Source organism: Nocardioides okcheonensis (assembly GCF_020991065.1).
Taxonomy (GTDB): domain Bacteria; phylum Actinomycetota; class Actinomycetes; order Propionibacteriales; family Nocardioidaceae; genus Nocardioides; species Nocardioides okcheonensis.
In genome coordinates this window covers 970,376-995,746 of sequence record NZ_CP087710.1, presented here as the reverse complement: position 1 = coordinate 995,746, position 25,371 = coordinate 970,376, and the positions used below count along the sequence as shown (strand labels likewise).

Genomic DNA, 25,371 nt, shown 5'->3' with positions numbered 1-25,371 from the left:
GCGGCCGTCCGGCGCGTGGCAGGATCCGCGCCGTGGGGAAGACGACGGGGTGGGCGCGTGCTGCCCGGATCTGGTCGGTCCTGGCGGGGTGCCTGCTCACGGTCGCCTGCTCGGCGACGGACGACGGGCGCGACGACGGGCGCGACGACGTACGACCGGCCCTGCCGACCGAGATCAACGCCCCGGGCGAGTGGTCCTCGGACGAGGGCGTGTCCGGACCAGTCGCGGCGCTCGGCCACGCGACCCGGATGCTGCGCCAGGGCCCGCTGGGCGAGGTGGAGTCGATGGAGACCTTCACGGTCTCCGCGCTGGACGGCCGGGCGTCCTGGCTCGACCTCCCCGACCACGTCCTCAGCCGCACCTACGGCGACACGATCGCGGTGTCTCCCGACGGTCGGTGGATCGGCTGGGTCCGCAACGACGACCCGTTCCGCTCCGGCCGCAGGTGGGTCGGCGGCTACGCCCTGATGGACACGACCACCGGCGAGGTCCGCACCCTCGTCGACCGGAGGTCGCCGTCCGGCCTGCTCCGCCCGCACGAGTCCGCGGAGATTGCGTTCTCCGGGGACTCCCGCCACCTGCTCACCAGCTACTCGCTGCCGGGGCCGGGCGGCCGCTCCTCCCGCGGTCACCAGTTCGTCGCCTGGGACGTGGAGTCCGCAGAGCCGACGGTGCTCGAGGAGCCCGGGGAGTACTGGTTGCCGAACCTCGGGTCGGCATCCTCGGGCGTCGTGTGGTCCCGGGACACCGAGGTGTTCCGCGCGGACTCGGCCACCGGCGCCCGCACCTCGGTCCGGCTTCCGCAGGACGTGGCCTCGGTGTCGTGGGGACCCGACGACACGGCCATCGCCTACACCGAGAGCGGTGGCGGCGTGTGGGGTCTCCACGTCGGTGCGACGGTGGAGGAGGCGGCGGCCCGCGAGGTCCAGCTGCCCGCCGACGCCCCGCTGGGCCCGCTGCTCGGGTGGAAGGACGCGACGCACGTCGTCGTGGGCCACTACCGGACGTGGGTGCACGTCGTCGACGTCGAGACCGGGGAGTCGGAGCGAGTCGACCTGGCCGGCGAGGGGCAGACCTTCAACGCTCCGCGGATCGCGACCGGGCTGTGGCAGGAGCCGCTGCGGACCCCCGAGCCGCGGACCGGCACGTCCGACCCGCGCCGGTTCGCCTGGTGGGCCTCGCCGCTGGTGATCGCGGCGCTGCTGGCCTACGTCGTCGGCGTCACACGTCCGTTGCGTACCTCCGGCACGGCGACACGAACCTCTCCCCGCCGGCCGTGACCTCGTAGGGCAGGTCGCCCTCGTCGCTCCAGCCGTGCTTCTCGTAGAAGCGGCGGGCCCGTGCGTTGCCGGCGACGACGGCCAGCCACGCCGAGCGGTGACCGGCCGCGGCGATGCGCGCCACGGCGTCGGCGAGCAGCGTCGCCGCGACGCCGGTGCCCCGGGCCGCGCGCGAGACGAAGACCTGCTCGACCTCGTCGCCCGCGACCATCGCGAAGCCCAGGAGCGTCCCGTCGTCGGCGACGGCGACCGTGGTGTCGTCGACCCGCGCCGGCGTGCGCTCGTGGAAGGCAGCGAGGGTGCGGGCCGCGGTGAGGCCGTCGGGCACGTGCCCGGCATGCCCGTCGTGCCACCCCTCGTGCCACAGGTCCGCGACCGGCGCCATGTCGGCGGGCTCGGCCGGTCGGATCGTGGTCATGGACCCACCCTAGGATCGCGGGCATGAGCGAGGGCACGAGCACCGCGGGTCCCGACGGCCTGGAGCGGATCTGGACGCCGCACCGGATGGCGTACGTCCGCACGGCCGTCGACGACGACGGCTGCCCGTTCTGCGCGATCCCGTCGCACCCCGACGAGGAGTCGCTCGTCGTCGCGCGCGGGCAGGAGGTCTACGCGGTGCTCAACCTGCACCCCTACAACCCCGGGCACCTGATGGTGCTGCCCTACCGCCACGTCGCCGACCTCACCGACCTGACCGACGCCGAGGCGGGCGAGCTGATGACGATGACGCAGCAGGCGGTGCGCACGATCCGGTCGGTGAGCCAGCCGCACTCGTTCAACGTGGGGCTCAACCTCGGCCGGTCGGCGGGCGGGTCCCTGGCCGACCACCTGCACCAGCACGTCGTCCCGCGCTGGACCGGCGACGCCAACTTCATCACCGTCGTCGGCGGCACCAAGACCGTCCCGCAGCTGCTCGAGGACACCCGTCGGCTGCTCGCCGACGCGTGGGACGCTCAGGCGACCTCGTAGGGGTGCTCGGCAGCCCGCCCCTGGAACGCCAGGATCGCCGGGTTGCAGATCCGTCCCTCGCGGATCTCGATGGCGCGGCGCACCGTCTCGTGCGCGTCCCACTCCGTCGGGCCGCCGAGGACGGTGCGGACGAAGGGCAGGAGGGCCTCGCTGTTCTCCCAGGTGGCCGAGCTCCACAGGTACGACGGGCTGTGGTCGACCGCGTAGTAGTGGACCCGACCGCCGACGGTGAACATGGGCTCGTCGAAGGTCGTGGGCACCGCCCAGGAGAAGCCCATGCCCTCGTCGCACGACACGTCGACGACGAGGCTGCCCTGCCGGAAGGCCGCGACGTCCTCGGTCCTCAGGTAGGTCAGCGGCGCCGCGGTGTCCTGGAGCGTGCAGTTGACGACGATGTCGTTCTCGGCGAGGTAGGCCGCGAGCGGCTCCCGGCCGCGGTCGGTGATCACGTGGCTCACGCCCGGCGTGTCCGGGTCGTGGTCGAACTGGCGGATCCGCACCGAGTGGATCGGCGACCCGACGGCAGCCACCCCGCGGGTGGTGAGGACCGCGACGTCGTTGACGCCGTGCGCCTTCAGCGCGGTCACGGCGCCGCGCGCGGTCGCGCCGAAGCCGATCACCACGGCGCTCAGCCGACGGCCGTAGTCGCCGGTCACGCCCCTGAGCTCCATCGCCTGCAGCACCGAGCAGTAGCCGGCGAGCTCGTTGTTCTTGTGGAAGACGTGGAGCCCCACGCGATCGTCGGAGGTCCAGTGGTTCATCGCCTCGAAGGCGATCAGCGTGAGACCCCGGTCGATGGCGATCTGGGTCATCTCCGGGTCCTGGACGCAGTGCGGCCAGCCCCAGAGCACCTGCCCGGCGTGCATCGAGGCGACGTCCTCGTGCTGCGGCTTGGGCAGCACGACCACGTCGGACTCGCGCAGGATCTCCTCACGCGACGCGAAGCCCGCCACGAACGGCGCGAGGTCGGCGTCGGCGAAGCCGAACCGGGTGGCGTAGCCGTGCTCGAGCGTCGTGCGCGACGCGACGTCCGGGTCGAGGCGGGACAGGTGCTCCGGGTGGAGCGGGAGCCGGTGCTCGTTCTCCTTGGCGGACGTGCCGATCACACCGAGGCCGAGCAGGCTCACTTCTTCTTCGGAGGCAGGAAGGTCTCGTCGGCGCCGCTCTTCCCGGCCGCCTTCGCGTGCTTGTCGGCACGCTTCTCCTTGATGGACTTGCCGGACTTCTTGGACATGCCTTGCCGTGGCGACTTGTCGCTCATCGGGGCTCCTCGGTCGGAAGCCTGGATGGCTCCGTGCTGTCACAGTACGCCTGCCCGCCAGCGCGGCCGTCCGGGCTAGCGTGGCGCCATGCCCGACCCGCGCCTCGCCGCCGACGCCGCCCTCGCCGCCGACCTGGTCCGGGAGGCCGCCCTGCTCGCGGCGCGGATCCGCGCGGAGGGCCTCGACGTGGAGCGCAAGACGAGCGGCTCGGACATCGTCACCCAGGCCGACACCGCCGCGGAGCGGCTGATCGTCCAGCAGCTCGCCGCCGAGCGCCCGGACGACGCGGTCGTGGGGGAGGAGGGCACGTCGCGGCCGGGGACGTCGGGCCGCACCTGGGTCATCGACCCCGTCGACGGCACCTACAACTTCGCCCGCGGCAGCGACTGGTGGTGCAGCGCGATCGCGCTCCACGACGAGGACGACGTGCTGCTCGGGGCGGTCCACCACGCCGCGTCGTTGCGGACCTGGGTCGGCGGTCCGGACCTGCCCAGCACCTGCGACGGCGTCGCCCTCGGTCCGCTCCCGGAGACCGCCCGCGAGGCCCGCTGCGCGGTGACCTACCTCCACCCGCCGTTCTACGCCGGCGAGGTGGGCGAGGCCTTCACCCGGGCCCTCGGCGAGGTCGGGACGCTGCGGATGCTCGGCTCGGGGACGATGGACTGCACCGCCGTCGCGGCCGGGCAGTGGGACGTGCTGTTCCAGCACTCGGTCGCCGACTGGGACCGGCTGCCCGGCGCCGCGATCGTGCGCGGGGCGGGCGGCGCGTCCGTCGTGGTGCACGCCGCCGGGGTCGACTGGACGGTCACCGGCGCGTCCGCGGCGGTGGCGGACGTCAGGAGAGCGCTGCTCGGCGGGTAGCCTGCGGCCGTGCTCGATCGGTTCAAGCAGTTCTGGCAGGGCGTCATGCTCGCGCCCTTCATCAACCTGTTCATCAGGCTCGGGGTGAGCCCCGACGTGGTGACGCTGGTCGGCACCCTCGGCGTCAGCTTCGGCGCGCTGTTCTTCTTCTCCCACGGCTGGGTGTGGCAGGGCGTCCTGTTCATCACCGCCTTCGTCTTCAGCGACCTCGTCGACGGCGCGATGGCCCGCAAGGTCGGCCGCAAGGACGACTTCGGGGCCTTCCTCGACTCCACGCTCGACCGGGTCGCCGACGGCGCGCTCTTCGGCGGCCTGGCGCTCTACTTCGCGTGGAACACCGACAGCCGACTCTCCGTGGTCCTGTGCCTGGTGATCCTGGTGATGGGCGCGGTCACGTCGTACGCCCGGGCCAAGGCCGACCACCTCGGCTACGACGCCAAGGTCGGCATCGCCGAGCGCCCCGACCGGCTGGTCGGCATGCTGGTGCCCGCCTTCTTCGCCGACGTCCTCGACCTCCCGTGGCTGCTCCACGTCGCCCTGTGGGCACTCGCGGTCGCCGCCACCGTCACGGTGGTCCAGCGGATCTGGACCGTACGCCGCCAGGCCCTCGCGAGGGCGTCCGCGCAGCCCTGAGCCCGATGCGCCCCCGCGGGCGCGCGCGGTCTACCATCCAGCCATGGCTGAGCAGACCCCCGAGACCCCCATCGAGCACGGCACCAGCCGCGTCAAGCGCGGCATGGCCGAGATGCTCAAGGGCGGCGTCATCATGGACGTCGTCACCGCCGAGCAGGCGAAGATCGCCGAGGACGCCGGCGCGGTCGCCGTGATGGCCCTCGAGCGCGTGCCCGCCGACATCCGCGCCCAGGGTGGCGTGTCCCGGATGAGCGACCCCGACATGATCGACTCGATCATCGAGGCCGTCTCGATCCCGGTCATGGCGAAGGCCCGCATCGGCCACTTCGCCGAGGCGCAGGTGCTCCAGTCGCTGGGCGTCGACTACATCGACGAGTCCGAGGTGCTGACCCCGGCCGACTACACCAACCACATCGACAAGTGGAACTTCACCGTGCCGTTCGTGTGCGGTGCGACCAACCTGGGCGAGGCGCTGCGACGCGTCACCGAGGGCGCGGCGATGATCCGCTCGAAGGGCGAGGCCGGCACCGGCGACGTCTCCAACGCGGTCATGCACATGCGCACCATCGGCGGCGAGCTCCGCCGGCTCTCGAGCCTGTCCGAGGACGAGCTCTACGTCGCGGCCAAGGAGCTGCAGGCACCCTACGAGCTGGTCAAGGAGGTCGCGGCCGCGGGCAAGCTGCCGGTCGTCCTCTTCACCGCCGGCGGCATCGCCACCCCGGCCGACGCCGCGATGATGATGCAGCTCGGCGCCGAGGGCGTCTTCGTGGGCTCCGGCATCTTCAAGTCCGGCAACCCGGCCCAGCGTGCCGAGGCGATCGTCAAGGCGACCACCTTCTTCGACGACCCCGACGTGGTCGCCAAGGTCTCCCGCGGTCTCGGCGAGGCGATGGTCGGCCTCAACGTCGACGAGATCCCGCAGCCGCACCGCCTCTCCGAGCGCGGTTGGTGACCCAGCCGACCATCGGCGTCCTCGCCCTCCAGGGCGACGTCCGCGAGCACCTGGCTGCCCTGCGCTCGCTGGGCGCCGACCCGATCACGGTGCGCCGGCCCGACGAGCTCGCCGCCTGCGACGGGCTCGTCGTCCCGGGCGGGGAGTCCACGACGATGGTCAAGCTGGCGCGGATCTTCGACCTGCTCGAGCCGCTGCGCGAGGCCGTGCGGGGCGGTCTGCCGGCGTTCGGCACGTGTGCGGGGATGATCATGCTCGCCGACCGGATCGAGGACGGGGCGCCCGGGCAGGAGACCGTCGGCGGCCTGCACATCACCGTCCGCCGCAACGCGTTCGGCCGGCAGGTCGACTCCTTCGAGGAGGACCTGCACCTGACCGGGCTCGCCGACCCCGTGCGCGCCGTCTTCATCCGCGCGCCGTGGGTCGAGGCGGTCGACGACGACGTCGAGGTGCTGGCTCGGGTCGAGGACGGGCCCGCCGCGGGTAGGATCGTGGCGGTCCGTCAAGGCCCCCTGATGGCGACCTCGTTCCACCCGGAGGTCGGCAGCGACGACCGGGTCCACGGCATGTTCGTGGACCTGGTGCGCTCGGCCTGACGCCGTACGCCGAACCACGACAGACAGAGGTACTCATGTCCGGCCACTCCAAGTGGGCAACGACCAAGCACAAGAAGGCCGCGATCGACGCCAAGCGCGGCAAGCTCTTCGCCAAGCTGATCAAGAACATCGAGGTCGCGGCGAAGCAGGGCGGGGGAGACCCCGCGGGCAACCCGACGCTCTACGACGCCATCCAGAAGGCCAAGAAGAGCTCGGTCCCCAACAAGAACATCGACTCGGCGGTCAAGCGCGGGTCGGGTGCCGAGTCCGGCGGCGTCGACTACCAGGGCATCTCCTACGAGGTCTACGGCCCGCAGGGCGTCGCGTTCCTCGTCGAGTGCCTCACCGACAACAAGAACCGCGCCGCGATGGAGGTCCGCACCGCCGTCACCCGCAACGGCGGCACGATGGCCGACCCCGGCTCGGTGTCGCGGCTGTTCAACCGCAAGGGCGTCGTCGTGGTGCCGAAGTCCCAGGAGGGTCGTGAGGTGACCGAGGACGACGTCCTCGAGGCCACCCTCGACGCGGGCGCCGAGGAGGTCAACGACCTCGACGAGGCGTTCCAGGTGCAGAGCGAGGCCACCGACGTGGTCGCCGTCCGCACCGCCCTGCAGGAGGCCGGCATCGACTACGACTCCGCCGACGTGGAGTTCGTCGCCAGCCTCGAGATCCCGGTCGACGCCGACGGCGCCGGCAAGGTGATGCGCCTCGTCGACGCCCTCGAGGACCTCGACGACGTGCAGGACGTGTTCACCAACGTCGACATCCCCGCCGACGTGATGGCCGAGCTCGAGTCCGCCGACGCCTGACCCCCGGCCCGCCGCGCGTGTCGGACGGCCGACGACGCCCGCGGCGGGATAGCGTGGCGCACGAACACCTGTTCGGACGCCGACGGAAGGGGACAGCGTGCGCGTGCTCGGCATCGACCCCGGGCTGACCCGGTGCGGCGTCGGCGTGGTCGACGGCAGCGTCGGGCGACCGCTCTCGATGGTCGACGTCGGCGTGATCCGGACCAGCTCCACGCTCCCGATCGCCGAGCGCCTGGTGAGCATCGAGAAGGGCCTCGACGCCTGGATCGAGGAGCACCGCCCCGACGCGGTGGCCGTGGAGCGGGTGTTCGCCCGCTCCGACTCCAGCACCATCATGGGCACCGCCCAGGCCAGCGGCATCGCGCTGGTGGTCGCCGCCCGCCGCGGGCTGCCGATCGCGATGCACACCCCCAGCGAGGTCAAGGCCGCCGTCTCCGGCAACGGCCGCGCCGACAAGGCCCAGGTCGGCGCGATGGTCGTCCGCATCCTCCGGCTCGCCGAGCCGCCGAAGCCGGCCGACGCCGCCGACGCGCTCGCGCTCGCGATCACCCACGTCTGGCGCGGCTCGGCCGCCAGCCGGCTCGAGGCCGCCGTCGCCCAGGCCGGCCCCCGACGTACCAGCTATCCCGTGAGGTCCCGATGATCGCCTTCGTCCGCGGCGAGGTCGCCGCCGTCACGCTCACCAGCGCCGTCCTCGAGGTCGGCGGCGTGGGTCTCGAGCTGATGTGCACCCCCGGCACCCTCGCCACCCTGCGCGTGGGACGTGAGGCCAGGCTGCCCACCAGCATGGTGGTGCGCGAGGACAGCCTCACGGTCTTCGGGTTCCTCGACGAGGACGAGAAGCAGGTCTTCGAGATCGCCCAGACCGCCTCGGGTGTCGGGCCCAAGGTCGCGCAGGCGATCGTCGCGGTGATGAGCCCCGACGACGTGCGCCGCGCGATCGCCGCCGAGGACGTCAAGGCCCTGACCCGCGTGCCCGGGATCGGTCAGAAGGGCGCCCAGCGGATCATCCTCGAGCTCAAGGACCGGATCGGCCCGCCGACCGGCGGCGCCCACGCCGTGGCAGCGCCGCACGCGGGGGAGCCGTGGCGCGCCCAGGTCCAGCAGGGCCTCGTCGGGCTCGGCTGGTCGGCGAAGGAGTCGGAGAAGGCGGTCGACGCGGTGGCCGACCAGGCCGGCGACGCCCCCGACGTCGGTGCGCTGCTGCGCGCCGCGCTGCGCACCCTGAGCAGGGCGTGAGATGAACTGGGACGACACCGACGTCGACGACGAGCTGAGCGGGGCCGAGCTCGCCCACCTGCAGCGCCTGACCGACGCCGAGGCCGACGGCGACGACCGTGCCGTCGAGGCGGCGCTGCGGCCCAAGACCCTCGACGAGGTCGTCGGCCAGGCGCGGGTGCGCGACCAGCTCGGGCTGGTGCTCGAGGCCGCCCGACGCCGCGGGCGCGCGCCCGACCACGTCCTGCTCTCCGGCCCACCCGGGCTCGGCAAGACCACGCTCGCGATGATCATCGCGGCCGAGATGAGCACCCCGCTGCGCCTCACCAGCGGTCCCGCGATCACCCACGCCGGTGACCTGGCCGCGATCCTCTCCGGGCTCAACGAGGGCGACGTCCTCTTCGTGGACGAGATCCACCGGATGTCGCGGCCGGCCGAGGAGATGCTCTACATGGCGATGGAGGACTTCCGGGTCGACGTCGTCATCGGCAAGGGCCCCGGCGCGACCGCGATCCCGCTCGAGATCCCGCCGTTCACCCTGGTCGGTGCCACCACCCGGGCCGGCCTGCTGCCCGGGCCCCTGCGCGACCGGTTCGGCTTCACCGCCCACCTCGAGTTCTACGAGCCCGACGAGCTCGACCGGATCGTGCACCGCTCGGCGGGCCTGCTCGGCGTGCACCTCACCTCCGAGGGCTCCGGCGAGATCGCGTCCCGCTCCCGCGGCACCCCGCGCATCGCCAACCGCCTGCTGCGGCGCGTGCGCGACTACGCCCAGGTGCGGGCCGACGGCGTGCTCTCGCTCCCGGTCGCGCGGGCCGCGCTGGACCTGTTCGAGGTCGACGAGTCCGGGCTCGACCGGCTCGACCGGGCGGTCCTCGACGTGCTCTGCCGCCGCTTCGGCGGCGGTCCGGTCGGCGTCTCGACCCTCGCCGTCGCGGTCGGTGAGGAGCGCGAGACGGTGGAGGAGGTCGCCGAGCCGTTCCTGGTCCGGATGGGCATGCTCGCCCGCACGCCGCGCGGCCGGATCGCCACGCCGGCCGCCTGGCACCACCTCGGCCTCACGCCGCCCGCCGTCGCCACGGTCGACTCCACGCTGTTCGACGAGGTGTGAGGCGGCCGGGGAGCCCCGCGTAGACTCGCGGCGCTCACGCACCCCCGACCTCTCCAGGAGATCCCACCCGTGAACGACCTCGCCGCCCTCCTGCCCCTGGTGGCCATCGTGGCCCTCTTCTGGTTCATGGTGATCCGGCCGCAGCAGCGACGCCAGCGCGAGGTGGTCTCGCTGCAGCAGAGCATCCAGGTCGGCCAGCGCGTCATGATGTCGTCCGGCGTCTTCGGCACCGTCGTCTCGCTCACCGACGACCGCGCCCGGCTCGAGATCGCGCCCGGCACCCAGATCGAGATCGCCCGCGCGGCGATCGCGAAGGTCGACGAGCCGGTGCTCGGCCAGGCCGACGAGCCCGGCGATGCCTGAGCGGCAGGCGGCCGCGGAGGCGCTGAGCCGGCTCACGGTCGACGTCGAGGACTGGCCCGAGCCCGGTGTGACGTTCAAGGACATCACCCCGGTCCTCGCCGACCACGACGCCTTCTCGGCCGTCATCACCGCGCTCGCCGCGGCCGGCCGCGACGAGCACGGCGCCGTCGCGGTCGACAAGGTGGTCGGCATGGAGGCCCGCGGGTTCATCCTCGCCGCACCGGTGGCCCTGGCGCTCGGCGTCGGCTTCGTGCCGGTGCGCAAGGCCGGCAAGCTGCCCCGCGACACCCACGCCGTCTCCTACACCCTGGAGTACGGCGAGGCGACCCTCGAGCTGCACCGTGACGCGATCGCCCCCGGCGAGCGGGTCCTGCTCGTCGACGACGTGCTCGCCACCGGCGGCACGGTGGCCGCGACCCGCCGCCTCGTCGAGTCCTGCGGGGGAGTGGCGACGGCCGTGTCGGTGCTGATGGAGCTGAGCTTCCTCGACCCCCGGGCCACCACGGGCGACCTCCCGGTCGAGACGCTGCTGACCATCTGAGGCGCCGGCCGGGCGGACCCGCGTCCGCGGCTCGCGACCCCTCACTAGACTGGGGCAATGGCAGAGGAGCAGGGGCCCGCGCAGGAGACGAGGTCGGCCCCGCTGACCGCTCGCGGCATGCGCGCCCGGCTCGCCCGGGTCGGCACCCGGCCGCCGTCGTCGAACCCCGTGCTGGAGCCGTTGTTCCGCGCGGTGCGGGCCAACCACCCCAAGGCCGACCTGGCGCTGCTCGAGCGCGCGTACCACGTGGCCGACAAGTGGCACACCGGCCAGATGCGCAAGAGCGGCGACCCCTACATCACCCACCCGCTCGCGGTGACGACGATCCTGGCCGACATCGGCATGACCGAGCCGACCCTGGTCGCGGCGCTGCTGCACGACACGGTCGAGGACACGCCCTACACGCTCGAGGAGCTCCGCGCCGACTTCGGTGACGAGGTCGCGCTGCTGGTCGACGGTGTCACCAAGCTCGACAAGGTCCAGTACGGCGACTCGGCGCAGGCCGAGACGATCCGCAAGATGATCGTGGCGATGGCCCGCGACATCCGGGTGCTCGTCATCAAGCTGGCCGACCGGCTGCACAACATGCGCACCCTGCGCTACGTCCCGGCGGCCTCGCAGGAGCGGTCCTCGCGCGAGACGCTCGACATCTACGCCCCGCTGGCCCACCGGCTCGGCATGAACACCCTCAAGTGGGAGCTCGAGGACCTCGCGTTCGCGACCCTCCACCCGAAGATCTACGACGAGATCGTCCGGATGGTGGCCGAGCGGGCGCCCTCGCGCGACCAGTTCCTCGCCGAGGTGGTCTCCGACATCGAGGCCGACCTCAAGTCGTCGAAGATCAACGCCAAGGTGACCGGGCGCCCGAAGCACTACTACTCGATCTACCAGAAGATGATCGTCGGCGGCCGCGACTTCTCCGACATCTACGACCTGGTCGGCATCCGGATCCTCGTCGACGAGGACCGCGACTGCTACAGCGCGCTCGGCGTCATCCACTCGCGGTGGAACCCGGTGCTGGGGCGGTTCAAGGACTACGTCGCGATGCCGAAGTTCAACATGTACCAGTCGCTGCACACGACCGTGATCGGCCCGCAGGGCAAGCCGGTCGAGGTGCAGATCCGGACCTTCTCCCAGCACCGTCGCGCCGAGTACGGCGTCGCCGCGCACTGGAAGTACAAGGAGAACAACAAGGCGGGCGTCGACACCGACAAGCTCGGCGACCGGGACGACATGACCTGGGTGCGCCAGCTGCTCGACTGGCAGAGCGAGGTCGAGGACCCGGGGGAGTTCCTGGAGTCGCTGCGCTTCGAGATGAACCAGGCGCAGGTCTACGTCTTCACGCCCCGCGGCGACGTGATCCCGCTCCCGGCCGGCTCGACCCCCGTGGACTTCGCCTACGCCGTGCACACCGAGGTCGGGCACCACACGATCGGCTCACGGGTCAACGGCCGCCTGGTCCCGCTGGAGTCCACCCTCGACAACGGCGACGTCGTCGAGGTGTTCACCTCCAAGGCGCCCACCGCCGGCCCCTCGCGCGACTGGCTCAACTTCGTGCAGTCGCCGCGCGCCCGCTCCAAGATCCGCCAGTGGTTCACCAAGGAGCGCCGCGAGGAGGCGATCGAGCGCGGCAAGGACCAGATCGCCAAGCTCATGCGCAAGGAGGGCCTGCCCCTCAACCGGCTGATGACCCACGACGTGCTGGCCCTGGTGGCCGAGCACTTCCACCACGCCGACGTGTCCGCGCTCTACGCCGCGGTCGGCGAGGGCAACCTCAGCGCCCAGGCCGTGGTCCGCCGGGTCATCGACCTGCACGGTGGCGACGACGGCGCGGCCGAGGACCTCGCCGAGGGCGTCACCATCACCGGTCGCTCGCGCGCCGCCAAGCCCGGCCCGACCGACGCCGGCGTGATCGTCCGCGGCGTCGACGACCTGTGGGTCAAGCTCGCCAAGTGCTGCACCCCGGTCCCGCCCGACCCGATCCTCGGCTTCGTCACCAAGGGCGGCGGGGTGTCGGTGCACCGCAAGGACTGCACCAACGCCGCCAGCCTGCTCAACCAGCCCGAGCGGGTGCTGGAGGTCGAGTGGGCGCCCACGTCGCAGACCACGTTCCTGGTCAACATCCAGGTCGAGGCGCTCGACCGGGCGCGCCTGCTCTCCGACATCACGATGGCGCTCTCCGACGCCCACGTGAACATCCTCAGCGCGACCCTCTCCACCACCCGCGACCGGGTCGCCAAGAGCCGGTTCTCCTTCGAGATGGCCGACGCCGCCCACCTCGACGGCGTGCTCCGGGCCGTACGCGCCGTGCCGGGCGTCTTCGACGCCTACCGCGTCACCGCGTAGCCCCCGCCAAGCGGGCACTTCCTCGCGCTGGATCGTGCCGAGCGGGCACTTCGTCGCGCTGGATCACGCCGAGCGGGCACTTCGTCGCGCTGGATCACGCCGAGCGGGCGCTTCGTCGCGCTGGATCGTGCCGAGCGGGCAGTTCCTCGCGCTGTGGCGCCGCTGCCAGCGCGAGGAAGTGCCCGGTGGGGCCTCGCCAGCGCGAGGAAGTGCCCGGTGGGGCCTCGCCAGCGCGAGGAAGTGCCCGGTCGGGCCTCGCCAGCGCGAGGAAGTGCCCGGTCAGCCGAAGTCGGCGGCGGCCTTGCGGGCCATGTCGAGGAAGGCCTGCTTGTTGGCGAGCTCGGACTCGAGGTCCTTGACCTTGCGGTCGTCGCCGGCGGCGGTGGCCTTGTCGAGCTTGGCCTGCGTCTCGGCGATGCCCGCCTCGAGCTTGGCGATCATGTCGTCGGCGCGCGCGGACTTCTCCGGGTCGCTGCGGCTCCACTGCTCGTCCTCGACGGCGCGGATGGCCTGCTCGACCTTGCGCATCCGGCCCTCGAGCTCCTTCATCCGGTCGCGCGGGACCTTGCCGGCGGCGTCCCAGCGGTCGGCGAGGTCGCGGAAGGACTTCTTGGCCGCCTCGAGGTCGGCCCCGCCCGCCTGGGCCAGCGGGACGAGCGCCTCGGCCTCGACGAGGATCGCGTCCTTGACCTCGGCGTTGGCGGCGAACTCCTCGTCGAGGGCCGCGTTGGCGGCGTCACGGGCGCCGAAGAACGTGTCCTGGGCCCCGCGGAAGCGCTGCCAGAGCTGGTCGTCGACCTCGCGCGGTGCGGGGCCGGCGGCCTTCCACTCGCGCATCAGGTCGCGGTAGCGGCCGGCGGTCGGGCCCCAGTCGGTGGAGGTGGCGAGAGCCTCCGCCTCGGTGGCCAGGCGCTCCTTGACCACGCGGGCACCGTCGCGGCGCTCGTGCTCCTCGGCGAAGTGCGCCTTGCGGTGGCGGGTGTAGGTGGTGCGGGCGGTCGAGAACCGCCGCCAGAGCGCGTCGTCGGTGGCCCGGTCGAGCCGGGGCAGCTCCTTCCACGTGGCGAGCAGGTCGCGCAGCCGGTTGGCGCCGTTGCGCCAGTCCGTGCCGGCGGCGAGCTTCTCCGCCTCGGCGACCAGCTGCTCCTTCTGCGCCTTGGCCTCCGCGCTCTTCTGGGCACGCTCCTCCTTGCGGGCGGAGCGCTGGGCGGCCACCACCGGTGCGAGCGCGTCGAGGCGGGCGGCGAGCGACACGAGGTCGCCGACGGCGTGGGCGTCGACGACCTGCTCGCGCAGCGACTTGATCGAGGAGCCGGCCTCCTCCGGCGCCAGACGTCCGGACGCGACGCGCTGCTCGAGCAGGCGGACCTTGCCCTCCAGCTCGTCGAAGCGCTTGGTGAAGAACGCCAGGGCCTCGGCCGGCGTGCCGGCCTCGTAGGACCCGACGGATCGTTCGCCATCGGCGGTGCGGACATAGACGGTGCCGTCCTCGGCCACGCGACCCCAGGCGTTCGCGCCGGGGGTCGGGTCGGCCTGGGACTGCTGGTCGGCGCTCATGGTCGCCCATCGTAGTCATGCCCCGGACGGGCCTCGGTAGGCTTCCGTCCGGCGGGCGCCACCCGTCCGCCCGATCGTGCCGCCCCCGAGCCCCTGCAAGGACTGACGCCTGTGTTCATCGCTGGTTTCCCCGCCGGCCCCTGGGGGACCAACTGCTACGTCGTGGCGACGGGACCCGGCGCGGAGTGCGTCGTCATCGACCCCGGCAAGGACTCCGCCGCCGGCGTCGACCAGGTGGTGCGCGAGCACCGGCTCAAGCCGGTCAGCGTGCTGGTGACCCACGGCCACGTCGACCACATGTGGTGCGTGGCGCCGGTCGCCGGGACCTACGACGCGACCGCGTGGATCCATCCGGCCGACCGGCACCTGCTCTCGGACCCGATGGCCGGGATGAGCCGGGAGACCACCCAGATGCTGCTGGGTGGCGACTACTCGTGGGCCGAGCCGGACGACGTCCGCGAGCTGGCGGACCTGGCCGAGCTCGAGCTCGCCGGGCTGCGGTTCGTCGTCGACCACACCCCGGGGCACACGCAGGGATCGGTCACCTTCCGCACGCCGCACGCCCAGCAGGACGTGTCCGAGGTGATGTTCTCCGGCGACCTCCTCTTCGCGGGCTCGATCGGTCGCACCGACCTGCCGGGCGGTGACCACGCCACGATGCTGCGCAGCCTCACCGACAAGGTGCTGCCGCTCGCCGACGACGTCGTGGTCCTGCCGGGCCACGGCGAGCAGACCTCGATCGGGCGCGAGCGCGCCACCAACCCGTACCTCCAGGACCTCGTCCAGGACCCCAGACAGGACCTCCGATGAGCAAGATCGCCCCGCTGAGCGGGTTCCCCGAGCTGCTGCCCTCGCAGCGCGCCGTCGAGCGCGAGGTGATCGCCTCGCTGAGCCGGACCTTCGAGCTGCACGGCTTCGCCAACATCGAGACGCGCGTCGTGGAGCCGGTCGAGCGGCTCGCGAAGGGCGGCGAGGTCGACAAGGAGATCTACGTCCTCCAGCGGATCAACGCCGACGCCGACGCGAAGGCCGAGGTCGGCCTCCACTTCGACCTCACCGTGCCGTTCGCCCGCTACGTCCTCGAGCACGCCGGGCACCTCGAGTTCCCGTTCCGGCGCTTCCAGGTCCAGCCCGCCTGGCGCGGCGAGCGCCCGCAGGAGGGCCGCTACCGCCAGTTCACCCAGGCCGACGTCGACATCGTCGGGCGCGACGACCTGCCCTTCCACCACGACGTGGAGGTGATGGCGGTGATGGTCGACGCGCTGGCCGGCCTCCCGATCCCGCGCGTGTCCTTCCAGTTCAACAACCGCAAGCTGATCCAGGGCTTCTACCGCGGCCTCGGGATCGACGACGTCACCGACGCGATCCGGGTGATCGACAAGCTCGACAAGCTGCCGGGCGAGGAGGTCGCGCGGATGCTGGTGGAGCGGGTCGGCACCACGCCCGAGCAGGCGCAGCGCTGCCTCGACCTCGCGACCATCCGGGTGGCGGACACCTCGTTCGTCGAGCGGGTGCGTGCCCTCGGCGTCACCGACGACCTGCTCGAGCAGGGGCTCGAGGAGCTCGCCGCGGTCGTCGAGGGCTGCCGGGCGGTCGCCGGCGACCGGGTCGACGTCGAGGCCAACCTCCGCATCGCGCGCGGCCTCGACTACTACACCGGCACCGTCGTCGAGATCTTCATGGAGGGCTACGAGCGGCTGAAGTCGGTCGGCGGGGGCGGGCGCTACGACGCGCTCGCGAGCGACGGTCGTACGACCTATCCCGGCGTCGGCGTGTCGTTCGGCGTGTCCCGCACGCTCGTCCCGCTGATCGCCGACGGCGTGCTCTCCGGCAGCCGGCCCGTGCCGAGCGCCGTGCTGGTCGCCCTCAACACCGAGGACGACCGCGCCGCCAGCGCAGGTGTCGCCGCCGCCCTCCGCGCCCGCGACGTCGCGTGCGAGGTCGCGCCGTCCCCGGCGAAGTTCGGCAAGCAGATCCGCTTCGCCGAGCGCCGCGGCATCCCGTTCGTCTGGTTCGTCCAGGCGGACGCCGGGACCGGCCAGGTCCAGCACCAGGTCAAGGACATCCGCACCGGGGAGCAGGTCGCCGCCGACCCCGCCACCTGGACACCGCCGGAGCGCGACCTCCGGCCCACCGTCATCAGCACCGTCAGTGAAACCGAGGAGAACCAGTGATCCGCACCCATGACGCCGGCGCCCTGCGCGCCGACCACGTCGGCCAGACCGTCACGCTCGCCGGGTGGGTGGCGCGTCGGCGCGACCACGGCGGCGTGGCGTTCCTGGACCTCCGCGAGGCCAGCGGGGTCGTGCAGGTCGTCGTGCGCGACGAGGACGTGGCCCACAGCCTGCGCAGCGAGTACTGCCTGACGGTCACCGGCGAGGTCGTGGCCCGCAAGGCCGGCAACGAGAACCCGAACCTCGCGACCGGGGACGTCGAGGTCGTCGCCACCGACGTCGAGGTGCTCTCGGAGTCGGCGCCGCTGCCGTTCCCGATCGACGACGCCCAGGGCCACAAGGGCGGCGACGTGGGGGAGGAGGCCCGCCTCAAGCACCGCTACCTCGACCTGCGCCGCTCCGGCCCCAACGCGGCCCTGCGCCTGCGCAGCAAGATCAACAAGGCGGCCCGCGACGTGCTGGACGCCCGCGACTTCGTCGAGGTGGAGACGCCCACCCTGACCCGCTCGACCCCCGAGGGCGCGCGCGACTTCCTCGTCCCGGCCCGCCTGGCGCCCGGCAGCTGGTACGCCCTGCCGCAGAGCCCGCAGCTGTTCAAGCAGCTGCTCATGGTCGGCGGCATGGAGCGCTACTACCAGATCGCGCGCTGCTACCGCGACGAGGACTTCCGCGCCGACCGCCAGCCCGAGTTCACCCAGCTCGACATCGAGATGAGCTTCGTGGACCAGGAGGACGTCATCGAGCTGATGGAGGACGTCCTCGAGGCGATGTGGGCGCAGGCCGGCCACACCATCGAGCGACCGCTGCCGCGGATGACCTACGCCGAGGCGATGGAGAAGTACGGCTCGGACAAGCCCGACCTCCGGATGGGCCTCGAGCTCGTCGAGTGCACGGACTACTTCAAGGACACGACGTTCCGCGTCTTCCAGGCCGACTACGTCGGTGCCGTCGTGATGCCGGGCGGTGGCAGCCAGCCGCGCCGCCAGTTCGACGCGTGGCAGGACTGGGCCAAGCAGCGCGGCGCCAAGGGCCTGGCCTACGTCACGATCGCGGAGGACGGCGAGCTCGGCGGCCCGGTCGCCAAGAACCTCACCGACGCCGAGCGCGAGGGCCTCGCTGCCCACGTCGGCGCGTCGCCCGGTGACTGCATCTTCTTCGCCGCCGGTCCGGTCAAGAGCAGCCGCGCGCTGCTCGGCGCCGCCCGGCTCGAGATCGGTCGCCGCGGCGGGATGCTCGACGAGTCGACCTTCGCCTTCACCTGGGTGGTCGACGCGCCGCTGTTCGAGCCGAGCTCCGACGCGGTCGCGAGCGGCGACGTCGCGGTCGGTGCGGGTGCGTGGACGGCCGTCCACCACGCGTTCACCAGCCCCAAGCCCGAGTACGTCGACACCTTCGACACCGATCCCGGCAGCGCGCTGGCCTACGCCTACGACATCGTCTGCAACGGCAACGAGCTGGGCGGCGGGTCGATCCGTATCCACCGCGGCGACGTGCAGAAGCGGGTCTTCAAGGTGATGGGTCTCGGCGAGGAGGAGGCGCAGGAGAAGTTCGGCTTCCTGCTCGACGCCTTCAAGTTCGGCGCGCCCCCGCACGGCGGCATCGCGGTCGGCATGGACCGCATCGTCGCGATGCTCGCCGGCAGCGACTCGATCCGCGACGTGATCGCGTTCCCCAAGTCGGGCGGCGGCTACGACCCGCTCACCGCGGCCCCCGCGCCGATCACGCCCGAGCAGCGCAAGGAGGCCGGTGTTGACGCGAAGCCGGCCGCGGCGGAGCCGGTCGAGGGGACCGGCGCACCCGCCTGACAGGCGCCTCCTGCCGCCCTCTGCGGCGTCCTCGACGGCGTTCGAGACCGTGCCCCCGCAACCCCGGGACCCCGGGGCTGCGGGGGCACGTCTGCGTGGAAGGACCTGCCTCGCACGCGCCTCCTCGACGGAGGACGTCCCGTCCGATGACCGAACGGCCTGAGGTTTGCCGGGGCCCGCGGACGAACGCGTCGTAACGGGATCGTTACCCGTCGGTGATCGTCCGTGCGGCGCGGGTCACATAGAGTCCCGTTCGGCGCAGGGGCCCGGGGGACCCTCGGACCGCGCCGCGAAAGTCCCGAACCAGATGGGGAGAGCATGTCGGCAGAGACCGCAGGACCGGAGACGCTGGGCTCGTTGAGCCAGGAGCCGGACCACCAGGACCCCAACAGCAAGCAGGAGAAGGAGTTCGCGGGCAAGTCCCCGCTCCGGATCGCGCTGGGGCGACTCGCCAAGGACAAGATCGCCGTCGTCTGCGCCGTCGTCGTGCTGTTCTTCGTGATCTGCGCCGCCTTCGCCGGCCCGATCGCCGACCTCTTCGGCGTGAGCCTGGCGACCCCGCTCGCCAGCGAGCGCGTCGACGGCCTCAACAACTCGCTGCCGCTGCCCGAGATGGGCCCGCCCAACGGCCCGTTCACCTGGGACCACCCGATGGGCGTGGCGCCGCAGACCGGCAACGACAACCTGGCCTACTGGCTCTACGGCTGCCGCACCTCGCTGCTGATCGCCACGGTCGCCACGCTCGTCGCGAGCCTCGTCGGCGTGATCGTCGGCCTGCTGGCCGGCTTCCTCGGCGGTGCGGTCGACAAGGTGCTGTCGTTCTTCATCGACATGTTCCTGACCATCCCGTTCCTGCTGGCCGCGCTCACGCTGGCCCCGATCCTCAACGAGCGGTTCAACCTCTCGGACAACTACCAGACCATCCAGAAGCTCAGCCTGGTCGGCGTGCTGGCGCTCTTCGGGTGGATGGGCACCGCGCGCCTGATCCGCGGCGAGGTGCTCGCGCTGCGCGAGCGCGAGTTCGTGCAGGCCGCCCGCGTGATGGGCATGCCGACCTCCCGCATCCTGTTCAAGGAGCTGCTGCCCAACCTGGCCGCGCCGATCATCATCAGCGTGTCGCTGATGCTGCCCGCGTTCGTCGCCGCCGAGGCCGGCCTGGCCTACCTCGGCATCGGCGTCTCCGACGGCATCTCGTGGGGCCAGACGATCCTGCGGGCCGCGACGCCGACGTACTTCCGTGACTACCCCCAGTTCCTGTGGCAGCCGCTCCTCGGCATCGTCGCGCTGGTGCTGGCCCTCAACCTCCTCGGCGACGCGATCCGCGACGCCCTGGACCCCAAGACCCGCCGCTGAGCTGCTCGCAGCTCCTTCGGGAACCACGCACGTCGCCGGAGACGCCGTCCTCGGTGAGAACAAAAAGGAAAGGCTGGACAGTATGAAGCGGAACAAGCCGCTCGCACTCGTCGCTGGCGCCGCTCTCCTGACCCTCGCTGCCTGTGGCGGCGGGTCGGACGACGGTGGCACCACCGGCGGGGAGAAGCGAGAGTTCGGCGAGCAGACCGGAGGCACCAAGGACAAGGATGCCCAGGGTCCTGCTGCCGACATCGAGGGCGCCACCGCGGGCGGGACCATCACGGTCTACCTCCCCGGCGACCCCGGTCCGGACACGCTCGACCCGACCGCTGGCTGGTCGGTCACCGGCAACTCCATCCAGCAGGCCCTCACCAGCCGCTCGCTGACCCAGTACAAGCGCGGCGAGGACGGCCAGCCCATCCTGGTCCCGGACCTGGCGACCGACCTCGGCACCCCCAACGAGGACTTCACCGAGTGGACGTTCACCATCCGTGACGACGCCACGTGGGAGGACGGCAAGCCCGTCACCGCCGAGGAGGTCGCCTTCGGCATCTGCCGTTCGCTGGACTCCGAGGCGTTCCCGTCCGGCCCCGGCACCGAGTACTCGAAGGCCTACTTCGACGGTGCGGCCGACTACGAGGGCCCCTACACCGGCAAGGACCCGAACTGCGAGAAGTGGTCGGGCATCTCGGTCGAGGGCCAGGACATCACCATCAAGATGGCCAAGCCGTTCCCGGACATGGACTACTGGGGCGCCTTCATGGCGATGGGCCCGGCCCCGCTGGGCAACGCGTCCAAGCCGCCGAACTACGGCACCAAGCCGCTCTCCAACGGCCCCTACAAGGTCGACAGCTACAAGCCCAACGAGGAGCTCGTCCTCGTCAAGAACGACCAGTGGTCCGCTGACTCCGACCCGGCCCGTCACCAGTACGCCGACGAGTTCGTGTTCAAGTTCAACCAGGACCAGGCCAAGGTCGACGAGATCATGCTCTCGGACAACTCCGACAGCCAGACCGCCGTGTCCACCGGCCTCGGCTCGGACAAGTACAACGACGCCAACGGCCAGCTCGGTGACCGCTTGGTGCAGCAGACGTCGCAGTGTGTCTCCACGCTGACGCCTGACTACACCAAGATCACCGACATCAACGTCCGCAAGGCCCTCGCCTACGCGTACCCGTACCGCGACGTGTGGATCGCCGGCGGTGAGGTTCCGGACGTGACCCGCATCCCCGCGAACTCGGTCATGCCTCCCGGCATGGCGGGCAAGAAGGACTTCCAGGTCGACGGTGAGCAGATCACCTACGACCCGGAGAAGGCGAAGGCCCTCCTCGAGGAGGCCGGCGTCGAGATGCCGTACCCGATCACCATGGTCTACTACGAGGTCGACCCGCTGGCCAAGGCCACCCAGGACCAGATCACCAAGGGCTTCGAGGCCTCGGGCTTCTCGGTCAAGGCCATCCCGGTCCAGGAGTCGCCCTACAACGTGTGGCTCGACCCCGACAACAAGGTCAACAAGACCCTGAACCTGCGTGGCGTCAACTGGTGCTCCGACTGGCCGGCCGGCTCGACCATGCTGCCGCCGCTGCTGAAGACGGACGCCGTCTACAACACCGCGCTCTTCTCGGAGCCGTCGGTGGACGAGGAGATGGACAACATCGCCACCCTGCCGCAGGAGGAGCAGGCTGACGCCTGGGGCGCGCTGGACGAGAAGATCATGACGGAGTACTTCCCGATCATCCCGACCGCGTTCCGCAACGACCTGTTCGTGTTCGGCACCAAGGTCGGCAACCCGACGGGCGACGGTGCCCTCGGTGCGCCGAACTACAAGGACCTGTACGTGATGCAGTGATCCTGGCGCTCCCCGGGGCCGTGGCACCGCCCGGTCCCGGGGGCACCCGCTCCACCTGAGCACTCGAGCAACACCCAAGCAACACTGACGTGTGGGGGTTCCCGATCCGGGGGCCCCCACACGGCAGCGCGGACCCAGTAGGCTTCCTGCCTCGGGGGGTCCGACTCATCCACCATCCCCGGAGAGTGACCTGCGATGTTCGCGTATATCGTGAAGAGGCTGATCTCGGGAGTCCTCGTCGTGACGCTGGTCTCGATGGCGATCTTCCTGCTGTTCTGGTACGGACCCTCGAGTCCGGCCCAGCCGATCTGCGACCGAGAGACCAGCAACCGCTGCTCGGCGGAGAAGCTGGAGCGGTACGAGAGGACCCTGGGCTACAACAACCCGGTCTACGAGGAGTACGGCAAGTACGTCTCCGGCGTCTTCGTCGGACGCACCCTCACGATCGCCTCCAACGAGTACCGCTGCGACGCCCCCTGTCTGGGCCTGAGCTACCGCACCAAGCAGCCGGTCAAGGAGGAGCTGGTCGACCGCATGCCGGCGACGTTCTCCGTGGCCATCGGCGGCGCGTTCCTCTACCTGCTCTTCGGCATCCCGATCGGGGTGGCGGCGGCGAGGCGCCGCGGCTCGGTCTCGGACAAGGCGCTCGTCTCGAGCTTCCTGTTCATCAGCTCGATCCCGTACTACCTCTTCGCGCTGCTGACCTGGCTCTACCTCACGATCACCTTCCAGGTGCCGCTCTTCAGCGACACCGGCTACTTCTCTCCGATCGCCGACGGGCCGTGGAAGTGGTTCAGCGGCATGTTCCTGGCGTGGGTCGCGCTCGGCATCTTCGGCTGCACGCAGTACACGCGATTCACCCGCGGCGCGATGGTCGAGGCGCTCAGCGAGGACTACATCCGCACGGCGAAGGCCAAGGGCCTGCCGACCCGGACCATCGTCTACAAGCACGGCCTGCGCGCCGCCCTGGTGCCCGTCGTCACCATCTTCGGCATCGACTTCGGCACCCTGCTGGCCGGCACGATCTTCACCGAACGAATCTTCGAGATCCAGGGCATCGGCTACTGGAGCCTCCAGGCCGTCCAGGGCAAGGACCTGCCGGTCGTGCAGGCCACCGCCCTGTTCAGCGCCGTCGTCCTGATCATCTCCAACCTGCTCGTGGACATCGTCTACTCCGTCCTCGACCCGAGGGTGAGGCTCTCGTGACCAGCGTTCCCATGACCCAGACCAGCGCCGCCGCGGCGGCCGAGTCCGACGGCCCGTTCCTCGTCGTCGAGGACCTGAAGGTGACCTTCCCGACCGAGGACGGCCCGGTGACCGCGGTCAGCGGCCTGAGCTACTCGGTCGAGAAGGGCAAGACCCTCGGCATCGTGGGCGAGTCCGGCTCGGGCAAGTCCGTCTCCAGCATGGCCGTGATGGGCCTGCACGACGCGAAGTCGGCCCAGATCTCCGGCTCGATCCGCGTCGGCGGCACCGAGGTCGTCGGCCTGAGCGAGTCGCGCATGCGTGGCCTGCGCGGCAACTCGATGGCGATGATCTTCCAGGACGCGCTCGCCGCGCTGCACCCGTTCTACAAGATCGGCAAGCAGCTCGAGGAGGCCTACCTGGTGCACCACTCGGGCGCCTCCAAGCGCGACGCGCGCCGCAAGGCGATCGAGATGCTCGACCGCGTCGGCATCCCGCAGCCGGACCGTCGCGTGGACGACTTCCCGCACCAGTTCTCCGGCGGCATGCGCCAGCGCGCCATGATCGCGATGGGCCTGATCAACGACCCGTCCCTGCTCATCGCCGACGAGCCGACCACCGCGCTCGACGTGACGGTGCAGGCGCAGATCCTCGACCTGCTCCAGGACCTGCAGCGCGAGTTCAACTCCGCCGTCATCATCATCACCCACGACCTCGGCGTGATCGCCGAGATGGCCGACGACGTCCTCGTGATGTACGCCGGTCGCTGCGTGGAGTACGGCACCGCGAAGCAGATCCTGACGTCGCCCGAGATGCCCTACACCTGGGGCCTGCTCTCGAGCATCCCGGACGTCAGCGCCTCCACCGACGCGCGCCTCATCCCGATCCCGGGCAACCCGCCGAGCCTGCTGCGGCCGCCGTCGGGTTGTTCCTTCCACCCGCGGTGCGTGCACTCCGACAAGGTCGCCGGCGACCTGTGCAGCACCCAGCTTCCCGAGCTGCTGCCGGCCAGCTCGGGCACGGCGCACCTCAAGCGCTGCCACCTCGCCGACCCCGTCGCGGTCTACCAGACCGAGGTGCTGCCCGAGATCGCCCCCGACCTCGTCGAGGAGACCCGATGACCCAGGACCCCAACGCCCGTGCCTCGATCGAGCCGACCGAGGTGGGCGCCAACGCGGCCGAGACCGGTGACCGCGTGCTCGACGACCGTCACGACGTGACGGCCGACCACGAGCTCGCCCACGAGAGCCTGGACCTCGCCGACCTGGGGCGTGCCGCCACCGAGCTCGACCCCGACGCCCCGGCGGTGCTGACCGTCGACAACCTGAAGATGTACTTCCCGGTGAAGTCCTCCGGCCTGGTGCGCCGCACGATCGGCCACGTCCAGGCGGTCGACGGCATCTCGTTCGAGGTGCCCAAGGGCGGGTCGCTCGGCATGGTCGGCGAGTCCGGCTGCGGCAAGTCCACCACCGGCCGGCTCATCACCCGCCTCTACAAGCCCACCGGCGGGTCGATGATGTTCGACGGCCACGACCTGGCCAAGCTCAACAACCGCGAGATGAAGCCGCTGCGCCGCGACGTGCAGATGATCTTCCAGGACCCGTACACCTCGCTGAACCCGCGCCACACGGTCGGCACGATCGTCGGCGCGCCCCTCGAGGTGCACAAGATCGTCCCGAAGAACCAGGTCCTCAAGCGGGTCCAGGAGCTGCTCGAGGTGGTCGGGCTCAACCCCGAGCACTACAACCGCTACCCGAACGAGTTCTCCGGCGGCCAGCGCCAGCGCATCGGCATCGCCCGCGCGCTGACCCTCAACCCGAAGGTGCTGGTCGCGGACGAGCCGGTCTCCGCGCTCGACGTGTCGATCCAGGCGCAGGTCGTCAACCTGCTCCAGGACATCCAGCGCGAGTTCGACGTGGCGTTCCTGTTCATCGCCCACGACCTCGCGATCGTGCGGCACTTCTGCCCCGAGATCGCCGTCATGTACCTCGGCAAGATCGTCGAGATCGGCGACCGCGAGACCATCTACGGCCGCCCGCACCACCCCTACACCCAGGCGCTGCTCTCGGCGGTGCCCGACGTGAAGCAGGCGGCGATCGGCGGTCGGCGCGAGCGGATCCGGCTCGAGGGCGACGTCCCGAGCCCGATCAACCCGCCGTCCGGCTGCCGGTTCCGCACCCGCTGCCAGTTCGCGCAGGAGATCTGCGCGAAGGTCGAGCCGCCGCTGCTGCAGATCGGTCCTCGCCACAAGGTCGCCTGCCACTTCGCCGGCGAGCTCGGCGCCCACCCGGCGGCGCCCGTGACGACGGAGCTGCTCGGCGTCGACGACCAGGGCAGCGCGGTCTCCGGTGCCGTCCCGTCCAACACGCAGCTCACCATCCCGGGCTACGAGAAGACCTGGTACGACCTGAAGACGAAGCAGACCACCGGGGCCTGACCCGGTCCCGGTCCCGGCCACCGCGCCGGGACTGGGATACTCGGTCGCGTGGACGGCCTGTTCGAGATTC

The 25,371-nt window shown here is 71.4% G+C and carries 25 protein-coding genes; 21 read left to right on the top strand and 4 right to left on the bottom strand.

Annotated elements, in window-relative coordinates; genetic code table 11:
- The first annotated feature begins 32 nt into the window (after window positions 1–32).
- The gene (locus tag LN652_RS04630) at window positions 33–1,280 is read left to right on the top strand and encodes a hypothetical protein (RefSeq protein WP_230443518.1); all 1,248 of its coding nucleotides are present in this window, start codon (window positions 33–35) and stop codon (window positions 1,278–1,280) included.
- Here the strand turns inward: LN652_RS04630 and LN652_RS04625 are convergent.
- A complete protein-coding gene (locus tag LN652_RS04625; RefSeq protein ID WP_230443517.1) occupies window positions 1,222–1,698 on the bottom strand; it encodes a GNAT family N-acetyltransferase in 477 nt (158 codons plus the stop codon). The two genes, LN652_RS04630 and LN652_RS04625, sit on opposite strands and share 59 nt — an antisense overlap.
- A 23-nt stretch (window positions 1,699–1,721) precedes the next feature.
- Here LN652_RS04625 and LN652_RS04620 point away from each other — a divergent pair, with 23 nt between their 5' ends.
- Window positions 1,722–2,249 (top strand): HIT family protein, encoded by a 528-nt coding sequence (locus tag LN652_RS04620; RefSeq protein ID WP_230443516.1) that lies wholly within the window; start codon window positions 1,722–1,724, stop codon window positions 2,247–2,249.
- On the opposite strand, the gene LN652_RS04615 is transcribed toward LN652_RS04620, so the two are convergent.
- Window positions 2,234–3,376: a N(5)-(carboxyethyl)ornithine synthase gene (locus tag LN652_RS04615; protein ID WP_230443515.1), complete on the bottom strand. Its 1,143-nt coding sequence runs from the start codon at window positions 3,374–3,376 to the stop codon at window positions 2,234–2,236. The two genes, LN652_RS04620 and LN652_RS04615, sit on opposite strands and share 16 nt — an antisense overlap.
- A complete protein-coding gene (locus tag LN652_RS04610; RefSeq protein WP_165354226.1) occupies window positions 3,373–3,510 on the bottom strand; it encodes a hypothetical protein in 138 nt (45 codons plus the stop codon). Before LN652_RS04610 ends, LN652_RS04615 begins: the two co-directional genes overlap by 4 nt.
- 88 nt (window positions 3,511–3,598) lie before the next feature.
- Here LN652_RS04610 and LN652_RS04605 point away from each other — a divergent pair, with 88 nt between their 5' ends.
- The 11 genes from LN652_RS04605 (at window position 3,599) to LN652_RS04555 (ending at window position 12,941) form a co-directional block, all read left to right on the top strand.
- Window positions 3,599–4,372: an inositol monophosphatase family protein gene (locus LN652_RS04605; protein ID WP_230443514.1), complete on the top strand. Its 774-nt coding sequence runs from the start codon at window positions 3,599–3,601 to the stop codon at window positions 4,370–4,372.
- 9 nt (window positions 4,373–4,381) lie between these two features.
- On the top strand, window positions 4,382–5,005 hold the full coding sequence (gene pgsA / locus LN652_RS04600) for a phosphatidylinositol phosphate synthase (RefSeq protein WP_230443513.1): 624 nt from the start codon (window positions 4,382–4,384) through the stop codon (window positions 5,003–5,005).
- 43 nt (window positions 5,006–5,048) lie between these two features.
- Window positions 5,049–5,957, top strand: a complete 909-nt coding sequence (pdxS, locus tag LN652_RS04595; RefSeq protein WP_230443512.1) for a pyridoxal 5'-phosphate synthase lyase subunit PdxS — start codon at window positions 5,049–5,051, stop codon at window positions 5,955–5,957.
- On the top strand, window positions 5,951–6,553 hold the full coding sequence (gene pdxT / locus LN652_RS04590) for a pyridoxal 5'-phosphate synthase glutaminase subunit PdxT (protein WP_230443511.1): 603 nt from the start codon (window positions 5,951–5,953) through the stop codon (window positions 6,551–6,553). The genes pdxS and pdxT overlap by 7 nt, the downstream gene beginning before the upstream one ends.
- Before the next feature lie 35 nt (window positions 6,554–6,588).
- On the top strand, window positions 6,589–7,362 hold the full coding sequence (locus LN652_RS04585; protein WP_230443510.1) for a YebC/PmpR family DNA-binding transcriptional regulator: 774 nt from the start codon (window positions 6,589–6,591) through the stop codon (window positions 7,360–7,362).
- Between the two features lie 97 nt (window positions 7,363–7,459).
- Window positions 7,460–8,005 (top strand): crossover junction endodeoxyribonuclease RuvC, encoded by a 546-nt coding sequence (gene ruvC / locus LN652_RS04580; RefSeq protein ID WP_230443509.1) that lies wholly within the window; start codon window positions 7,460–7,462, stop codon window positions 8,003–8,005.
- Complete coding sequence (gene ruvA, locus LN652_RS04575) at window positions 8,002–8,601, top strand: Holliday junction branch migration protein RuvA (protein WP_230443508.1); 600 nt, start codon at window positions 8,002–8,004, stop codon at window positions 8,599–8,601. Before ruvC ends, ruvA begins: the two co-directional genes overlap by 4 nt.
- A 1-nt stretch (window position 8,602) precedes the next feature.
- Window positions 8,603–9,691, top strand: a complete 1,089-nt coding sequence (ruvB, locus tag LN652_RS04570) for a Holliday junction branch migration DNA helicase RuvB (RefSeq protein ID WP_230443507.1) — start codon at window positions 8,603–8,605, stop codon at window positions 9,689–9,691.
- A gap of 69 nt (window positions 9,692–9,760) precedes the next feature.
- A complete protein-coding gene (gene yajC / locus LN652_RS04565) occupies window positions 9,761–10,054 on the top strand; it encodes a preprotein translocase subunit YajC (RefSeq protein WP_230443506.1) in 294 nt (97 codons plus the stop codon).
- Complete coding sequence (locus LN652_RS04560; RefSeq protein WP_230443505.1) at window positions 10,047–10,595, top strand: adenine phosphoribosyltransferase; 549 nt, start codon at window positions 10,047–10,049, stop codon at window positions 10,593–10,595. The genes yajC and LN652_RS04560 overlap by 8 nt, the downstream gene beginning before the upstream one ends.
- A gap of 57 nt (window positions 10,596–10,652) precedes the next feature.
- Complete coding sequence (locus LN652_RS04555) at window positions 10,653–12,941, top strand: RelA/SpoT family protein (protein WP_230443504.1); 2,289 nt, start codon at window positions 10,653–10,655, stop codon at window positions 12,939–12,941.
- 279 nt (window positions 12,942–13,220) lie between these two features.
- Here LN652_RS04555 and LN652_RS04550 read toward each other — a convergent pair whose 3' ends face one another.
- The gene (locus LN652_RS04550; protein ID WP_230443503.1) at window positions 13,221–14,498 is read right to left on the bottom strand and encodes a DUF349 domain-containing protein; all 1,278 of its coding nucleotides are present in this window, start codon (window positions 14,496–14,498) and stop codon (window positions 13,221–13,223) included.
- A 111-nt stretch (window positions 14,499–14,609) separates the two neighbouring features.
- Here LN652_RS04550 and LN652_RS04545 point away from each other — a divergent pair, with 111 nt between their 5' ends.
- The 8 genes from LN652_RS04545 to LN652_RS04510 all read left to right on the top strand — a co-directional run bounded on the left by LN652_RS04545 (window position 14,610) and on the right by LN652_RS04510 (window position 25,301).
- Entirely contained in the window at window positions 14,610–15,308 is a 699-nt protein-coding gene (locus LN652_RS04545) for an MBL fold metallo-hydrolase (RefSeq protein ID WP_230443502.1), read from the top strand.
- A complete protein-coding gene (gene hisS / locus LN652_RS04540) occupies window positions 15,305–16,672 on the top strand; it encodes a histidine--tRNA ligase (protein WP_230443501.1) in 1,368 nt (455 codons plus the stop codon). The genes LN652_RS04545 and hisS overlap by 4 nt, the downstream gene beginning before the upstream one ends.
- On the top strand, window positions 16,669–18,477 hold the full coding sequence (gene aspS, locus LN652_RS04535) for an aspartate--tRNA ligase (protein ID WP_230443500.1): 1,809 nt from the start codon (window positions 16,669–16,671) through the stop codon (window positions 18,475–18,477). Before hisS ends, aspS begins: the two co-directional genes overlap by 4 nt.
- Before the next feature lie 318 nt (window positions 18,478–18,795).
- Entirely contained in the window at window positions 18,796–19,830 is a 1,035-nt protein-coding gene (locus LN652_RS04530; RefSeq protein ID WP_230443499.1) for an ABC transporter permease, read from the top strand.
- 82 nt (window positions 19,831–19,912) lie between these two features.
- Window positions 19,913–21,679 (top strand): ABC transporter substrate-binding protein, encoded by a 1,767-nt coding sequence (locus LN652_RS04525; protein ID WP_230443498.1) that lies wholly within the window; start codon window positions 19,913–19,915, stop codon window positions 21,677–21,679.
- Window positions 21,680–21,874: 195 nt separating this feature from the next.
- Complete coding sequence (locus LN652_RS04520; RefSeq protein ID WP_230443497.1) at window positions 21,875–22,885, top strand: ABC transporter permease; 1,011 nt, start codon at window positions 21,875–21,877, stop codon at window positions 22,883–22,885.
- A gap of 11 nt (window positions 22,886–22,896) precedes the next feature.
- Window positions 22,897–23,985: an ABC transporter ATP-binding protein gene (locus tag LN652_RS04515; RefSeq protein ID WP_230443496.1), complete on the top strand. Its 1,089-nt coding sequence runs from the start codon at window positions 22,897–22,899 to the stop codon at window positions 23,983–23,985.
- A 209-nt stretch (window positions 23,986–24,194) separates the two neighbouring features.
- A complete protein-coding gene (locus LN652_RS04510; protein ID WP_230444685.1) occupies window positions 24,195–25,301 on the top strand; it encodes an ABC transporter ATP-binding protein in 1,107 nt (368 codons plus the stop codon).
- Window positions 25,302–25,371 lie beyond the last annotated feature (70 nt).

What these genes read in the sequence shown, in the direction of transcription:
- ruvA (WP_230443508.1), top strand. Translation starts at nt 8,002, where the DNA reads ATGATCGCCTTCGTCCGCGGCGAGGTCGCCGCCGTCACGCTCACCAGC.
- LN652_RS04530 (WP_230443499.1), top strand. Translation starts at nt 18,796, where the DNA reads ATGTCGGCAGAGACCGCAGGACCGGAGACGCTGGGCTCGTTGAGCCAG.
- LN652_RS04515 (WP_230443496.1), top strand. Translation starts at nt 22,897, where the DNA reads ATGACCCAGACCAGCGCCGCCGCGGCGGCCGAGTCCGACGGCCCGTTC.
- LN652_RS04520 (WP_230443497.1), top strand. Translation starts at nt 21,875, where the DNA reads ATGTTCGCGTATATCGTGAAGAGGCTGATCTCGGGAGTCCTCGTCGTG.
- LN652_RS04550 (WP_230443503.1), bottom strand. Translation starts at nt 14,498, where the DNA reads ATGAGCGCCGACCAGCAGTCCCAGGCCGACCCGACCCCCGGCGCGAAC.
- LN652_RS04625 (WP_230443517.1), bottom strand. Translation starts at nt 1,698, where the DNA reads ATGACCACGATCCGACCGGCCGAGCCCGCCGACATGGCGCCGGTCGCG.
- LN652_RS04610 (WP_165354226.1), bottom strand. Translation starts at nt 3,510, where the DNA reads ATGAGCGACAAGTCGCCACGGCAAGGCATGTCCAAGAAGTCCGGCAAG.
- LN652_RS04525 (WP_230443498.1), top strand. Translation starts at nt 19,913, where the DNA reads ATGAAGCGGAACAAGCCGCTCGCACTCGTCGCTGGCGCCGCTCTCCTG.
- hisS (WP_230443501.1), top strand. Translation starts at nt 15,305, where the DNA reads ATGAGCAAGATCGCCCCGCTGAGCGGGTTCCCCGAGCTGCTGCCCTCG.
- LN652_RS04555 (WP_230443504.1), top strand. Translation starts at nt 10,653, where the DNA reads ATGGCAGAGGAGCAGGGGCCCGCGCAGGAGACGAGGTCGGCCCCGCTG.
- LN652_RS04585 (WP_230443510.1), top strand. Translation starts at nt 6,589, where the DNA reads ATGTCCGGCCACTCCAAGTGGGCAACGACCAAGCACAAGAAGGCCGCG.
- LN652_RS04560 (WP_230443505.1), top strand. Translation starts at nt 10,047, where the DNA reads ATGCCTGAGCGGCAGGCGGCCGCGGAGGCGCTGAGCCGGCTCACGGTC.
- LN652_RS04620 (WP_230443516.1), top strand. Translation starts at nt 1,722, where the DNA reads ATGAGCGAGGGCACGAGCACCGCGGGTCCCGACGGCCTGGAGCGGATC.
- pdxS (WP_230443512.1), top strand. Translation starts at nt 5,049, where the DNA reads ATGGCTGAGCAGACCCCCGAGACCCCCATCGAGCACGGCACCAGCCGC.
- LN652_RS04510 (WP_230444685.1), top strand. Translation starts at nt 24,195, where the DNA reads ATGTACTTCCCGGTGAAGTCCTCCGGCCTGGTGCGCCGCACGATCGGC.
- LN652_RS04605 (WP_230443514.1), top strand. Translation starts at nt 3,599, where the DNA reads ATGCCCGACCCGCGCCTCGCCGCCGACGCCGCCCTCGCCGCCGACCTG.
- ruvB (WP_230443507.1), top strand. Translation starts at nt 8,603, where the DNA reads ATGAACTGGGACGACACCGACGTCGACGACGAGCTGAGCGGGGCCGAG.